The organism is Natronobacillus azotifigens (assembly GCF_026805325.1).
GTDB lineage: Bacteria > Bacillota > Bacilli > Bacillales > Amphibacillaceae > Natronobacillus > Natronobacillus azotifigens.
In genome coordinates this window covers 1-15,356 of the sequence record NZ_JAPRAT010000019.1, presented here as the reverse complement: position 1 = coordinate 15,356, position 15,356 = coordinate 1, and the positions used below count along the sequence as shown (strand labels likewise).

Annotated in this window: 15 protein-coding genes; all 15 read left to right on the top strand. The window is 38.7% G+C overall.

Annotated elements, in window-relative coordinates:
* Positions 1-49 precede the first annotated feature (49 nt).
* The gene (locus OWO01_RS10150; protein WP_268780344.1) at positions 50-790 is read left to right on the top strand and encodes a VWA domain-containing protein; all 741 of its coding nucleotides are present in this window, start codon (positions 50-52) and stop codon (positions 788-790) included.
* Complete coding sequence (locus OWO01_RS10145) at positions 756-1,709, top strand: serine/threonine protein kinase (protein ID WP_268780343.1); 954 nt, start codon at positions 756-758, stop codon at positions 1,707-1,709. The genes OWO01_RS10150 and OWO01_RS10145 overlap by 35 nt, the downstream gene beginning before the upstream one ends.
* A gap of 98 nt (positions 1,710-1,807) precedes the next feature.
* Positions 1,808-3,220 carry a tRNA lysidine(34) synthetase TilS gene (gene tilS, locus OWO01_RS10140; protein ID WP_268780342.1) on the top strand — a complete coding sequence of 471 codons (1,413 nt, stop codon included), beginning with the start codon at positions 1,808-1,810 and terminating at the stop codon, positions 3,218-3,220.
* 22 nt (positions 3,221-3,242) lie between these two features.
* A complete protein-coding gene (gene hpt, locus OWO01_RS10135; RefSeq protein WP_268780341.1) occupies positions 3,243-3,785 on the top strand; it encodes a hypoxanthine phosphoribosyltransferase in 543 nt (180 codons plus the stop codon).
* 128 nt (positions 3,786-3,913) lie between these two features.
* Positions 3,914-5,920, top strand: a complete 2,007-nt coding sequence (ftsH, locus tag OWO01_RS10130) for an ATP-dependent zinc metalloprotease FtsH (RefSeq protein WP_268780340.1) — start codon at positions 3,914-3,916, stop codon at positions 5,918-5,920.
* 367 nt (positions 5,921-6,287) lie between these two features.
* The gene (locus OWO01_RS10125) at positions 6,288-7,091 is read left to right on the top strand and encodes a type III pantothenate kinase (RefSeq protein ID WP_268780339.1); all 804 of its coding nucleotides are present in this window, start codon (positions 6,288-6,290) and stop codon (positions 7,089-7,091) included.
* Between the two features lie 5 nt (positions 7,092-7,096).
* A complete protein-coding gene (hslO, locus tag OWO01_RS10120; protein ID WP_268780338.1) occupies positions 7,097-7,981 on the top strand; it encodes an Hsp33 family molecular chaperone HslO in 885 nt (294 codons plus the stop codon).
* Positions 7,982-8,890, top strand: coding sequence for a peptidylprolyl isomerase (locus OWO01_RS10115; protein WP_268780337.1), 909 nt, complete (start codon positions 7,982-7,984; stop codon positions 8,888-8,890).
* Positions 8,891-8,970: 80 nt separating this feature from the next.
* Positions 8,971-9,897: a cysteine synthase A gene (cysK, locus tag OWO01_RS10110; protein ID WP_268780336.1), complete on the top strand. Its 927-nt coding sequence runs from the start codon at positions 8,971-8,973 to the stop codon at positions 9,895-9,897.
* A gap of 424 nt (positions 9,898-10,321) precedes the next feature.
* The gene (folP, locus tag OWO01_RS10105) at positions 10,322-11,149 is read left to right on the top strand and encodes a dihydropteroate synthase (protein ID WP_268780397.1); all 828 of its coding nucleotides are present in this window, start codon (positions 10,322-10,324) and stop codon (positions 11,147-11,149) included.
* Positions 11,150-11,155: 6 nt separating this feature from the next.
* A complete protein-coding gene (folB, locus tag OWO01_RS10100) occupies positions 11,156-11,518 on the top strand; it encodes a dihydroneopterin aldolase (RefSeq protein WP_268780335.1) in 363 nt (120 codons plus the stop codon).
* Positions 11,518-12,033, top strand: coding sequence for a 2-amino-4-hydroxy-6-hydroxymethyldihydropteridine diphosphokinase (gene folK / locus OWO01_RS10095; protein ID WP_268780334.1), 516 nt, complete (start codon positions 11,518-11,520; stop codon positions 12,031-12,033). The genes folB and folK overlap by 1 nt, the downstream gene beginning before the upstream one ends.
* Positions 12,003-12,206, top strand: coding sequence for a helix-turn-helix domain-containing protein (locus OWO01_RS10090; RefSeq protein WP_268780333.1), 204 nt, complete (start codon positions 12,003-12,005; stop codon positions 12,204-12,206). The genes folK and OWO01_RS10090 overlap by 31 nt, the downstream gene beginning before the upstream one ends.
* A 25-nt stretch (positions 12,207-12,231) precedes the next feature.
* Positions 12,232-13,221 (top strand): tRNA dihydrouridine synthase DusB, encoded by a 990-nt coding sequence (gene dusB / locus OWO01_RS10085; protein ID WP_268780332.1) that lies wholly within the window; start codon positions 12,232-12,234, stop codon positions 13,219-13,221.
* A 180-nt stretch (positions 13,222-13,401) separates the two neighbouring features.
* Positions 13,402-14,889: a lysine--tRNA ligase gene (gene lysS / locus OWO01_RS10080; RefSeq protein ID WP_268780331.1), complete on the top strand. Its 1,488-nt coding sequence runs from the start codon at positions 13,402-13,404 to the stop codon at positions 14,887-14,889.
* The last annotated feature ends 467 nt before the right edge of the window (positions 14,890-15,356 follow it).

Genomic DNA, 15,356 nt, shown 5'->3' with positions numbered 1-15,356 from the left:
GTAGATTAGTTTAACGAAAACACTGCAAGGCATAGGAGGAGCGAATCACATGAAAACAGGGACTTTGAAGCAAATTTTGTTAATAACGGATGGGTGTTCAAATAAAGGAGAAGATCCTTCCATGGTAGCAACATTGATTCAGCAACAAGGAGTTACTGTAAACGTAATTGGGGTATTGGAAGATGACCAAAGTGAGAATCCGGTTGGTTTAGAAGAAGTAGAAGAAATTGCGTTGGCAGGAGGTGGCGTTAGTCAGATTGTTTATAAGCAAGCTTTGTCACAGACGGTTCAAACAGTTACAAGACAAGCAATGACACAGACCCTACAGGGAGTTGTTAATAAAGAATTAAAGCATATCTTAGGTGATAACCAAACAATCGATGCTTTGCCACCTGAACAACGCGGAGAAGTGATGGAAGTTGTGGAAGACTTGAGTGAGACTTCTAATATAGAAGTATTAGTTTTAGTAGATACGAGTGCTAGTATGCAAAATAAACTGCCCACGGTTAAAGAAGCACTAATAGATTTGTCGGTTAGTATGAACGCCCGAATTGGGAAGAATCGATTTTCTATCTATACATTCCCAGGAAAAAGAAATGCGATAAACAAAGTAATCGATTGGTCAGAAAAACTGGATAAAGTATCGTCTGTTTTCCCTAAATTAACAAGTGGAGGCATTACCCCAACAGGTCCTGCATTAAAAGAAGCCATGCATCAGTTTAGCAAAACAGGTCTTCTAAGGAGTTTGAAACGAGATGATGAATCAAACCTTGAAGAATTCGGAAGTTAATTTAAAGCCTGGAACGGTCATTACCGGGAAGTGGAATAAGAAAAGCTACCATATCCATGCGTGCTTGGGGCAAGGGGCAATCGGATCCGTTTACCTAGCAAAGCAATCAGATCAAAAGATGGTTGCACTGAAAATCAGTGATAAAACCGCATCGATCACAACAGAGGTAAATGTATTGAAAAGTTTAGCAAAGGTCCAGGGATCTACCCTCGGACCTTCTTTGTTTGATGTCGACGATTGGATTGATCGAAGAGGTCAATGCTATCCGTTTTACACTATGGAGTATGTAAGAGGAAATGAGTTACGATCATTCCTTCGTTCGCGTGGTGATCAATGGCTTGGTTTGCTTTTCATCCAACTGCTTGAGGATTTAGAGCGACTGCATCAACAGGGGTGGGTTTTTGGTGATTTGAAAATAGATAATTTGATTGTTGCTTCTTCTCCCCCTAAGTTACGGTGGATTGATGTAGGTGGGACGACGCAAATTGGCAGGTCGATTAAGGAGTATACAGAGTTTTATGATCGTGGTTATTGGCAAGCAGGTTCCCGGAAGGCTGATCCAAGTTATGACCTATTTGCATTGGCAATGGTTGCACTACATTACGCATATCCAAATCAATTTGATCGAGGTAGTCATCCATCAAAAACGTTAATCGAAAAAGTGAAAAGTGCTAGACTGTTGGCTCCGTATCAAGATTGCTTACGAAAAGCGTTGCAAGGTCGATATCAATCGAGTGAAGCAATGAAAAAAGATCTAAACAAAATCCTACTTCAATCTCAACCGAAAAGAGAACCCGTACAGAACAGTGGAAAAAGGCAAAGGCCAATCACAAAATTCAGTGCTAAGCTTGCTTGGCTAGAAAGTTTAATCATTTTAATCATCGCAAGCTTATTTTGGATCATCTATTATTTTATCTAATTGTAGTTGATGCTTTCTATTGGGGTATGAACATGTTAGGATATACTTGGTTAGTAATGAAAGGATTGGACAAGTTTGAGGATGGGTAGGGAAAAGAAATGAAGCAAGAAGTAGATCAGTTTATTAAACGACACCAATTGTTTGAGCCTTTTACTACTTTATTAGTTGGGGTTTCGGGTGGCCCTGATTCTATTGCTCTCTTGAATTATTTATATGACATGAAAGTCGATTGGGGTTTTCACTTGGTTGCCCTATCTGTTGACCATCAGTTGCGAGGGGAAGAGTCACAAGCTGATCTTCAGTATGTGAAACAGTATTGTGAAGAAAGATCGATAACATTTGTTGGTGTTTCACTAGATGTTCCGAATTATAAAAGTAAACATAAATTAGGCACGCAAGAAGCGGCTCGAGCAATGCGATATCAATTTTTTGAGGAACAAATGAAAGAAAACCAAGCGGATTATCTTGTGCTAGGCCATCATGGTGATGATCAAGTCGAAACAATGTTTATGAGGATGACCCGTGGAGCAAACCCGGCTTCGTTAACAGGGATACCAATAAGTCGAACCTTTGCTACAGGTAAACTAGTTCGCCCATTCTTATCTGTTACTAAAGAACAGATTGAATCTTATTGTTCGGCTAATGATCTTGTGCCAAGAAGAGATCCATCCAATCATGAGGATCATTATACAAGGAACTATTTTCGCATGCATATTTTGCCGTTGTTAAAAGATCAAAATCCGAATTTACACCAATCCGTACAGAAATTAAGTGAAAATATGACGGATGATAGCAATTTCTTGGATGAACAAGCACGAAAAGTTAGTGATGAAATTATTCAGTATGAAGATGATCCAAAACAAGTAACGTGTTCCATTATTCAAGTAAAAAAACAGCCCTATGCTTTACAAAGGCGTATGTTTCATCTAATATTAAATTATCTATATGATACCCTGCCCAGTGGACTGTTTTATGGTCATGAGACACAGTTTTTTGACCTTTTACATAGTGAACGAGCCAATGTTTCCGTGAATTTGCCTAATAAGTTAAGCATGATTAAATCCTATCAAAACCTTCATTTTCAGTTTTATCAAAAAAAAGAAGTTGATTTTTTCAAAACCCTAACTATTCCGGGTAAGGTGATGCTACCAACTGGTGCGGAAGTACATGCATCAATTATTTCATCTGATCAAAAAACGAAAGATAAGGAAAAGCATAAAGATTATTATTTTTTCCCACTTCATAACAACCTTCAAGAAAGCGACTTGGCTATTCGCTATCGATTACCAGGGGATCGTATATATTTACAAGGGTTAAACGGTCGAAAGAAGGTAAAGGATATTTTTATTGATGAAAAAATACCTGTGTATCAACGTGATGATTGGCCGTTAGTTGTCGAAAAAACGGGTGAGGTGCTGTGGGTAGTAGGTCTCGCGAAGGGGACGCCAAGTGGTTCATACCGCTTAAATGGAGATCGGTTTGTTCAAATGGAATATAGAAGGAAGACGTAACAAAAACTTTAGGAGGATCGGGATGCACAACGACATCGAAAAAATATTAGTATCACAACAAGAGATTGAAGAGAAATGCAAAGAATTAGGAGAACAGCTAGCACAAGAATATCAAGATCATTATCCTTTAGCAATTGGTGTCTTAAAGGGAGCTTTACCATTTATGTCAGATATTCTTCGTCATATGGATACATATTTAGAGATGGATTTTATGGACATTTCTAGCTATGGTGGTGAAATGCGTTCTTCAGGAGAAGTCAAAATTGAAAAAGATTTAAATACCAAAGTTGAGGGTAGAGACTTATTGATTATCGAGGATATCATTGACAGCGGTTTAACGCTTAGCTACCTCGTTGATCTGTTCAAATATCGGAAAGCGAAATCAATTAAGATTGTTACTTTGCTGGATAAACCAGAAGGACGAACAGTTGACATTAAAGCAGATGTTGTAGGTTTTCAAGTTCCGAATGAATTTGTTGTCGGTTATGGGTTAGATTATCAAGAGAAGTATCGTAATCTCCCTTACATTGGTGTGTTAAAACCACATATTTATGGTGGAGAGTAAATATATTTGTTTTACATGTTTTTTCAGTGCGTAACATATTTTTAAAAGGCAAACACGCTTTAGTTGTAATCAGCCTTTCAAATATGGTACTATTTACTATAGTTTTCTCGCTTGGGAGGAGGTAAGGGATGAAGAATCGAATCGTTCGTAATATAATTTTTTATTTTGTGATATTTCTTGTATTGATTTCTGTAATGAATATGATTACAGGTCAAAACGCTTCAACAGAAGAATACAAATTTCATCAATTCACCGAAAAGTTGGATAATGGTGAAATTGAATCAATGGTAATGCGTCCCCATAATGGTGTTATGCGAATAAGTGGTACGCTAGCTGATGAAGACGAAACTAATTTTATTACACATATTCCAAATAATCCGCAAATTGTAGAAGAGGTTACGTCCATAGCAGAAAGTCAGGAAGTTATCGGCTTTTTGGGAGAAGAACAACCAAGTGGATGGGTTCAATTTCTCACGGCGATGCTGCCGTTCATTATAATTATCTTAATTTTCTTTTTCCTAATAAATCAATCACAAGGTGGAGGAAGCCGAGTGATGAACTTTGGGAAGAGTAAAGCAAAGATGTACAGTGAAGAGAAAAAGAAAGTGCGCTTTAAAGATGTTGCAGGTGCAGATGAAGAGAAACAAGAACTGGTTGAAGTTGTTGATTTCTTAAAAGATCCGCGTAAGTTTACTGCTATCGGTGCAAAGATTCCTAAAGGTGTTTTACTTGTGGGTCCTCCGGGAACGGGGAAAACCTTATTAGCTCGAGCAGTTGCTGGTGAAGCTGGCGTACCATTTTTCTCAATCAGTGGTTCTGATTTCGTAGAAATGTTTGTTGGTGTCGGTGCGTCCCGTGTGCGTGACTTGTTTGAAAATGCGAAAAAGAATGCGCCGTGTATTATCTTTATCGATGAGATCGATGCAGTAGGTCGTCAACGTGGTGCAGGTGTAGGTGGCGGGCACGATGAACGTGAACAGACACTGAATCAATTGCTCGTTGAAATGGATGGTTTTGGTGAAAATGAAGGTATCATTATTATCGCTGCAACAAACCGTCCGGATATCCTTGATCCAGCTTTACTAAGACCTGGTCGTTTTGATCGTCAAATTACAGTCGATCGTCCAGATTTAAGAGGTAGAGAAGATGTACTAAAAGTACACGCTCGTAATAAACCACTTGCAGATGATGTGGAGTTGAAAACCATTGCGATGAGAACTCCAGGTTTCTCAGGTGCCGATTTAGAAAATTTACTTAATGAAGCTGCCCTAGTTGCGGCTAGAGGTAATAAACAAAAAATTGAGATGGTCGATGTTGATGAAGCCATTGATCGAGTTATCGCAGGGCCAGCGAAGAAGAGTCGAGTTATCTCTGAAAAAGAGAAAAACATTGTTGCTTATCATGAAAGTGGTCATACGATAATTGGTATGGTTCTTGACGAGGCAGACATGGTTCATAAAGTAACGATAGTTCCTCGAGGACAGGCAGGTGGTTATGCGGTAATGCTACCACGTGAAGATCGTTATTTCATGACGAAGCCAGAACTGCTAGATAAAATCACTGGATTACTAGGTGGTCGCGTCGCGGAAGAAATTATTTTTGGGGAAGTAAGTACTGGTGCCCATAATGACTTTGAACGGGCGACAGGCATTGCTCGAAAAATGGTAACAGAGTATGGAATGAGTGATAAAATTGGACCACTACAATTTGGCAGTGCGGGTGGCCAAGTGTTCCTTGGTCGAGATATGCAAAATGAAGCAAATTATAGTGATGCAATTGCCTATGAGATAGACCAAGAAATGCAAAACTTTATTAATCAATGTTACCAACGTGCAAAAGATATTCTAACAGAAAACCGAGATAAGTTAGAATTAGTTGCAAAAACACTGTTGGATATCGAAACACTTGATGCAGATCAAATTAAATCTCTATTTGAAACAGGGGCGTTACCTGATCCCGTTGTGTCAGAACAAGATGGAACACCACCAACAGAAGAAGCTGCTACAAAAGAAGAGCAGCAGGATGTAAAGGTAAATATCCATTCAAAACCAGAAGAAGACTCCACTGTTGTTTCGGATCAAGCAAATGATATTGATGAGCAAGCAAAAGATGGAGATTCAAACGAAGAAAAATAAATGTATAATATGGACTGATACAAACAACCATAATTCGGTGTGTGTATCAGTCCTTTTATTTATCTCGGAGTAACGGACGCTAGCACCCCGAATGGTGCAAAGGCCTTTAGGTCATCCTTTAGGGCTAACAATCAGTGGAGGAATACCTAAAAACCCCTACGACTGAAATTTCGCTTTTTTCGATCTTTTTCTTTTGTCGAAATAGTCTTGGATGAATCTTGGTTTGTTTTCGTGAAAATTAATGATAAAATGTACGAAACTAGAAGAAAAATCAGCGTTTTTGTTGTTATCGTCCCTATAACATCGGTAAAATAGGTAGTGCAAGGTGTTAGGGAGAATATTTAGAAACGTACATGGAGTTGAGTAAATGATATTTGTCTTTGATGTAGGCAATACAAACACAGTATTAGGTATTTTTAAAGAGGATAAATTGGCATATCAATGGAGGATAAAGACGGATCGAGAAAAGACAGAAGATGAATTTGCCATGCTAATTAAATCATTATTTGAACATGAATCACTTTCATTTAAAGATATAGAGGGAATCATTATCTCATCTGTTGTACCACCGATTATGTATTCGTTTGAACGAATGGCTGAAAAGTACTTCAATCAAAAGCCAATTGTGGTGGGAGACTATCCGATTGGATCTTATCTAAAAATGAAATATCCAAATCCAAATGAGCTTGGAGCTGATCGAATCGTTAATGCGGTCGGTGCAATTCAAGAATATGGTGCTCCACTAATTATTATTGACTTCGGAACAGCTACTACGTATTGTTATATCGATCAAGATGCTGCTTACGTTGGTGGTGCAATTGTTCCAGGGATTAAAATTTCATTGGATGCCTTATACACCAATGCGGCAAAATTACCTAAAGTAGAAATTACCCACCCTAAAGAAATCATCGGCTTATCGACAGTTGAAGCGATGCAATCGGGTGTTTATTTTGGCTATGTAGGCCAAGTAGACGAAGTTGTAAGGAGATTTCAAAAGGAAAGTGGAACAAACCCAAAAGTAATTGCTACAGGAGGGTTGTCCACGCTAATTGCGGACGAATCAAATACCATTGACATCACAGACCCCGCATTAACATTAAAAGGATTATATATTATTTATCAAAAGGTTCAACAAGCAAACAACAAATCTGATCATGATAAAAAGGAGTAAGGAAATTGAGTGACTATTTAATTAAGGCAACAGCTTTCCAAGGTACAGTAAGAGCCTATGCGATTCAGTCTACAAATACTGTAGAAGAAGCGAGAAGACGTCATGATACATGGGCTACTGCTTCAGCTGCTCTGGGCAGAACAATTACGATCACAACGATGATGGGTGCAATGCTTAAAGGAGAGGACAAGTTAACAGTCAAGTTGGAAGGAGATGGTCCAACAGGTCCAATTATCGCTGATGCAAATGCAAAAGGAGAAGTCCGTGGATATATCACACAGCCACATGTTGATTTTGATTTGAACAGTAACGGAAAGTTAGATGTAGCCCGTGCTGTCGGAACATCAGGTAGTTTAAGTGTCGTAAAAGACCTTGGTCTGAGAGACCATTTTACTGGACAAGTACCGATTGTTTCAGGGGAAGTTAGTGAAGACTTCACTTATTATTTTGCTACTTCAGAACAAGTGCCTTCAGCGGTGGGCGCAGGAGTTTTAGTAAATCCTGACCACACAATTTTAGCTGCGGGTGGATTTATTGTCCAAGTAATGCCAGGGGCAACAGAAGAAACAATTGACCAAATAGAAAAGCAAATCGCAAATATCCCCCCAATCTCATCGTTAATACGCGAAGGAAAATCACCGGAAGATATTGTAACTGATTTGTTTGGGAAAGATCAGGTAAAGATCTTAGAAAGAATGCCTATACAATTTTTGTGCAAATGTTCCATGGATCGAATTAAGAATGCTATCCGTAGTTTGGGAGATGATGAGATTGATCAAATGATCAAAGAGGATGGGGGAGCAGAAGCAACCTGTCATTTTTGTAATGAACAATATAAATTAACGGAATCTGACCTTGAATCATTAAAGCAAACTGGGGAGAATAAGTAAATGAGAATGAAAAGAAAGTTACTGTGGATCGTTATTGCATTGTTGCTCGTATCTAATGTTGTGACATTACTAATCCTCAATAGTGGTGAGAAAGAAAACAGACGAATGCACGGAGGAACAACGGAAGGTAATCAGGGAAATCAAGTAGCAGCGACAATAGGTGGTGAAGAGATTAGCTATGAATATTGGCTTGATCACTTAGAACAATCATATGGACGTAAAGCACTGAAAGAAATAATTAATCATCACGTGATTGAACAATTAGCTCAAGAGAATAATATAACGATCGAGCAAGGTATTTTAGACCTGGAGACATCTTTCTTGTTTACATTAGAAGGGACGCTAACGTCTACTCAAGTAGAAGAAAAAAAAGCGGAATGGGAAGAAATGATTAAGCATCGCTTGTCTGTTGAAGAGCTTGCTACGATGGATGTCGATGTTCCAGAAGCAGAAATTCAGGCATATTATGACCGGTATAGAAATCAATATAGTTTTTCTCAACATATTCAAATCTCGCATATCATTGTTCCGGATCGATCTACAGCGGATCGTGTGATCGAGGAACTAGATCAAGGTGCTTCCTTTTCCGCATTAGCACGAGAATATACAATTGATGATGAGACACGACGTGATGGGGGTTACTTAGGTTACTTTACCGCTTCAAATAGTTTCTTACCTTCTGGTTATTTTGAGCGTGCAACGGCGTTGGAAGAACATGAATACAGTGAGCCTTTTCAAACAGGTGAGGGAATAGGTATTCTCTATTTACATCGAAATCTTCCAAGTGTTGAGTTAACTTATGATCAGGTTCGCAATCACATCCGTCGAATACTGGCATTAGAACAAATTCACCCTGCTCCTAATCCGACTGATTTTTGGAATGAATTAAATGTCGAATGGATTTATTAGTGAATCGGTTGACAATTATTGTATCAAGGTATAAAATTTAATTAAACAAATAAGAATACTCGGAATTAGGAGGGATTTACATGAAAATAGCAAAATCGATGGTAGATTTAGTTGGTAACACTCCGATTGTTAAACTGAACCGTATTACTAGTCAAGAGGATGCAGAGGTTTATGTAAAGTTAGAATTCATGAATCCAGGTAGTTCGGTAAAAGATCGGATCGCATTAGCGATGGTGGAAGCTGCTGAAGAAGGTGGACAATTAAAATCAGGGGACACTATCATCGAACCGACGAGTGGTAATACAGGTATTGGGCTTGCGATGGTGGCAGCGGTGAAAGGGTATAAAGCAATTTTGGTAATGCCAGATACCATGAGTTTAGAACGTAGAAATTTATTGCGTGCTTACGGGGCTGAATTAGTTTTAACACCAGGTTCTGAAGGAATGAAGGGCGCGATTAAGAAAGCAGAAGAATTACGTGAAGCAAATGGGTACTTCATGCCGCAACAGTTTCAGAATGAAGCAAATCCAGCCATCCATGAGCGTACTACTGGGAAAGAAATTGTTGAACAAATGGGGTCGGAATTGGATGCGTTTGTTGCTGGTATTGGAACGGGTGGAACAATTACAGGTGCTGGAAAAGTCCTAAAGGAAGCCTATTCCAATATAAAAATTTATGCAGTTGAACCAAAAGATTCTGCGATTTTATCAGGAGGAGAACCTGGTCCTCACAAAATTCAAGGGATTGGTGCAGGCTTTGTGCCAAAAGTATTAAATACAAAAGCATACGATGAGATTATCACCGTTTCGAATGACGAAGCATATGAAACAGCTAGAGAAGCTGCTCGTTTAGAAGGACTACTTGGTGGCGTGTCTTCGGGTGCTGCAATCTTTGCGGCTAAACAAGTAGCTAAAAAGCTTGGTAAAGGGAAAAAAGTATTAGCTGTTGTTCCGAGTAATGGAGAGCGTTATTTATCAACACCACTTTATCAATTTGATGATGAGTAATTTGTTACATCAAAAAGTCTCTTTTTAGCTGCATTTTAGGTTATTAGGTCTTTCAAGTGTTATATCGTCCATGTAGAAATCATGCGTTTTAGTAAGAGCTCGCCATTTGGTGAGCTTTTTTACTTTCTAGGATTACAAAATTCGTTAGCTGTGAATAACTTTTCCGGACAGAATATAGTCTCCTTCAGCTCCGAGCACCAAAAACTAGGCAACTTCACGTACCAATCCGCGATAAGTCATCATCGGTTCGCAAGCAAAACGTGATTCCTTTATCTCCATTGATTATCTCCAGTTGCTACGTTTTTAATCGGCGCTCTGCGCTTTTGTACCTTTCCGCTTAAATGAGAGTTTCTTAAAGAAAAAGGGCAAATTTTGTGCTTTTTTGTCATATTTGATGTTAAAATAAAGGGAAAAAGTAGGGGCGATTAAGTTGAACCGAATCATACAAACAAAGAAAGGCTCCATTGATTTACGTCAAAAAACAGCCGTAATGGGTATTTTGAATATTACCCCAGACTCTTTTTCTGATGGTGGAAAGTATAATCATATCGATCAAGCAGTGGGGAAAGCGATCTTAATGGAAAGTCAAGGTGCGGATATTATTGATGTTGGCGGTGAATCCACTAGGCCGGGGTATACTCCTGTCTCAGAAGAAGAAGAAATTGAACGGGTGATACCAGTTATCGAACGGATTAACAAAGAAGTTTCTATTCCTATCTCGATTGATACGTTTAAAGAAAAGACAGCCAAATATGCAGTTGAAGCTGGTGCTGATATAATCAACGACGTATGGGGGGCAAGACGAGAGCCTGAAATAGCCACTGTCGCATCAAAGTATAATGTACCGATTATTCTTATGCACAATAGAGAACAGGAAAAATACAAGCAATTTTTACCTGATGTGATAAAAGATTTAGAAGAAAGTATTCGTATCGCAATGAATAAAGGAGTGCCAACTAACCAAATCATTTTAGATCCTGGTGTCGGTTTTGCAAAGTCTGTTGAACAAAATATTCTTGTTATGCAAGGGTTAGATGAACTGCTTCAACTCGGTTATCCTATATTGTTAGGAACTTCTCGAAAATCAATGATCGGAAAAATTCTCGATCTACCAGTAGATCAACGAGATGAGGGGACAGGTGCGACCACTTGTTACGGGATAATGAAAGGTATAGATCTAATCAGGGTTCACAACGTGGAATTAAATGTGCGAATGGCTAGAATGATGGATGTGTTGGTTGGGAAGGGGTAAATAGATATGGATAAAATTTATTTGAATAGATTATCTTTTTATGGATATCATGGATTGTTTAAAGCGGAAAGTGAACTAGGTCAGCGTTTCTATGTCGATTTGGAATTAGAATTGGATTTAAAGCCAGCGGGTATATCAGATGAAATGGAAGACTCCATTAACTATGGAGAGGTCTATCAACTAACAAAAGAAGTTGTAGAGGGAGAGCGGTTATCACTTATTGAAGCGGTAGCAGAAAAGATTTCTGCTCAATTACTAAGTAATTTCGCTCAACTAACTGCTTGTCGTGTAAAAGTAGTTAAACCCGATCCCCCAATCCCAGGTCACTATGAATCGGTAGCGGTTGAAATATACCGGGTGCGGTCATGATGAAAAATCGATCTTATATTGCTTTGGGCTCAAATATTACTCCGCGTTTCTATTATTTGCAAGAAGCAGAAAAAAACCTTGCCAGTTGTGATCAAATTAAGGTTACAAATAGATCTCACATCTATGAAACCTTGCCGGTTGGGTTTATGGATCAAGGTCAATTTCTTAATATGGTTATTGAAGTGGAGACGAACTTCACGCCTACAGAACTATTGGCATATTGCCAAGAAGTTGAACTTTCTTTAGGCCGAAAAAGGGAGATTAGATGGGGCCCTCGAACAATTGATCTTGACATTTTGCTGTATAATCACGAAAATATGGAGACGGAGCAATTAATTTTACCGCATCCAAGCATGCGAGAACGTGCTTTCGTTATGGTTCCTTTAGCGGACGTGAACCCAGACATAGAGATTCCGGGCTTGGAAAAGAAGGTTTCTGAAGTGTTAACAGAATTACCTGCAGAAGAGAAGAGAGGCGTAGTGAAATGGATAGCACCAGTTGGGGAAGAAGAGTAAAGGCTTTTCGAAAACTTAAAGGGTATACGCAAATAGATTTTGCAAAATCAATCGGTGTTTCCGTCTCCGTTGTTGGAGAGATTGAACGGGGAAAACGTGTTCCCTCAGAGGAGTTTTTGTTAAAAACTTCGGAAACACTAGATATTGCAATAGCTGAACTCAAACCGAAGTAAATGTATGGAGAAGAGGCGATAAATAATGTTCAAAATCGGTGACGTAACGATTCCGAATCCTGTTGTGTTAGCACCGATGGCTGGTGTGAGTAACTGGGCATTCCGGTTAACAGTGAAAGAATTTGGTGCCGGGCTAGTATGTGCGGAAATGGTTAGTGATAAGGGAATTGTTAACCGAAACAAAAGAACAATGGATATGTTATATATTGATGAAGAAGAGAAGCCGATGAGTTTACAGATATTTGGTGGGGAACGAGAGTCTATGGTGGAAGCAGCTAAGTTCGTTGATCAACATACGAATGCAGATATCATTGATATTAACATGGGATGTCCAGTACCTAAAATCACGAAATGTGATGCTGGTTCTCGATGGTTGTTGCATCCAGATAAGATGTATGAATTTGTAAAAGCGGTTGTATCTGCTGTCGATAAGCCAGTGACAGTGAAAATGCGTACGGGGTGGGATGAAAACAGTATTTATGCCATAGAAAATGCAAAGGCGTTAGAAGCCGCAGGTGCTAAAGCTGTGGCATTGCATGGACGGACGAGAGAGCAAATGTATGAAGGAGTTGCGGATTGGGAAGTAATTAAACAAGTGAAGCAAAGTGTATCTATTCCTGTAATAGGAAATGGTGATATCGATTCGCCGCAAATGGCTAAGCAACGCATGGATGAAACGGGTGTTGATGCGATTATGATTGGCAGAGCTGCACTAGGTAATCCGTGGATTATGTATCGAATTGCTACGTATTTAAAAACGGGTGAGCTAATTGAGGAACCGAATCCAGCAGAAAAAATTAAGGTGTGTTTGTTGCATGCAGACCGACTGATTCGTATTAAGTCTGAAAAGGTGGCAATCATGGAAATGCGTAAACATGCAGCATGGTATTTAAAAGGGTTAAAAGGAAACGGGAAAATTCGAAAAGAAATTAATGAAATGGAAACGCGTGATCAATTAGTAGATTTGCTTTATGACTATGTAGAACAATTGAATGCACATATATCGATACCCTAAATATTAATGTTGACAGGTGTTGGCTGCTTTTCCTATACTAACGTAGAATGTAGGCTGTCAGTTCTTGCTGGCGGTCTTTTAATTGCTTGTATACATATGTTATGATCAGTTTATGGTAAATTCGCTTTTTTTATTATTTATATTATATAATGAAACAAATCAAACGGGAGTGATATAGTAATGTCAGAAGAATTAAACGAGCATATGCGGGTTCGGCTTGATAAGTTGAATGCAATTCGTGAAAAAGGAATGGATCCTTTTGGAGATAAATTTGAGCGAACGCACTTAGCCGCGGACCTTAAAACTTCTTTCGATCAATTTTCAAAGGAAGAGTTAGAAGAAAAATCAATCAAAACAACGGTTGCGGGAAGAATTATGACGAAGCGTGGAAAAGGGAAAGCTGGTTTTTCTCATATTCAGGATTTAAGTGGACAAGTTCAACTATATGTAAGAAAAGATGCGATAGGTGACGAGGCTTATGAGTTGTTTAATACAGCTGATTTGGGAGATATCGTTGGTGTCACTGGAACTGTATTTAAAACAAATGTAGGAGAATTGTCTGTTAAAGCATCTCAATTTCATCTGTTAACAAAATCTCTACGTCCATTACCTGAAAAATTTCACGGGCTTAAAGATGTAGAACAACGATATCGCCAACGTTATTTGGATTTAATTACGAATCATGATAGTAAAGAAACTTTTATCATGAGAAGCAAGATTATTCAGTCCATGCGACGTTATTTGGATGATGCAGGCTTTTTAGAAGTGGAGACCCCGATGATGCATAGTATCGCTGGAGGTGCTTCGGCGCGACCTTTTACTACGCACCATAATGCTCTTGATATCCCTCTCTATATGCGTATTGCCATCGAACTACATCTTAAAAGATTGATTGTTGGTGGGATGGAACGAGTTTATGAGATTGGCCGAGTATTCCGTAATGAAGGAGTGTCCACGCGTCACAATCCTGAATTTACAATGTTAGAATTATATGAAGCGTATGCGGATTATCATGATATCATGAATTTGGTTGAGAATATGGTTGCACACATTGCGAAGGAAGTAACCGGTTTTACTACCGTAATGTACGGAGATGAAGAAATCGATTTAAAACCATCCTGGAAAAGGGTTCATATGGTAGATATTATAAAAGAATACACTGGCGTGGATTTTTGGAAGCATATGTCTACCGAAGAAGCAAAGGCTCTAGCGGAGGAACACGGAATTGAAATAAAAGAGACGATGGAGTTCGGTCATATTGTTAATGAATTTTTTGAACAGCGAGTAGAAGAAGAACTCGTTCAGCCAACTTTTGTCTACGGACATCCAGTAGAAATTTCGCCTCTTGCTAAAAAGAATAAAGAAGATGAGCGATTCACTGATCGCTTTGAGCTTTTCATTGTTAGACGTGAGCATGCAAATGCATTTTCGGAATTGAATGATCCAATTGATCAGCGACAACGATTTGAAGCACAGGTTAAAGAGAAGGAAATGGGAAATGATGAAGCTCATGAAATGGATGAGGATTTCTTAGAAGCTTTAGAATATGGCATGCCACCAACAGGTGGTTTAGGGATCGGAATTGATCGCCTTGTTATGTTATTGACAAATGCACCATCTATTAGAGATGTGTTATTGTTCCCGCAAATGCGTAACCGTGAATTTTAATAAAGTGAAACTTTACTCAGCCGTGGTTCGCGATCTTCATTGTTAATTGTTAGTCCTAACGGATGACCTAAAGACTCTGGAGGTATTCGTAGTGCTGCGTCCGATACGCCCCTGTAAACAACTTTGATCTTTTTGATGTTTTGAAGTGGGAGTCTTGCGAGTGGTTGGTTCATGAAAAAACAAAAGAACCTTATGTAGAGGTTCTTTTGTTTTTTCATATAGTTTTATTGGAAAAAATGTGTGCTTGCTTTATTTGATTTCAGGTGTTATATTAGTTTCTGTTCTGCAAAAATAATAGAACGATAGAAATTGATTAAGTGTTGACTATTTCATTCCAACATGTTATATTAATCAAGTCGCCAAAATTAATTCTTAATTAAGGCGGTGAAAATATTATTAAAAAACTCTTGACTTTAATGTCTTAGTTTTATATAATATAAAAGCTGTCGCAAGCGAAGGCAGTAACA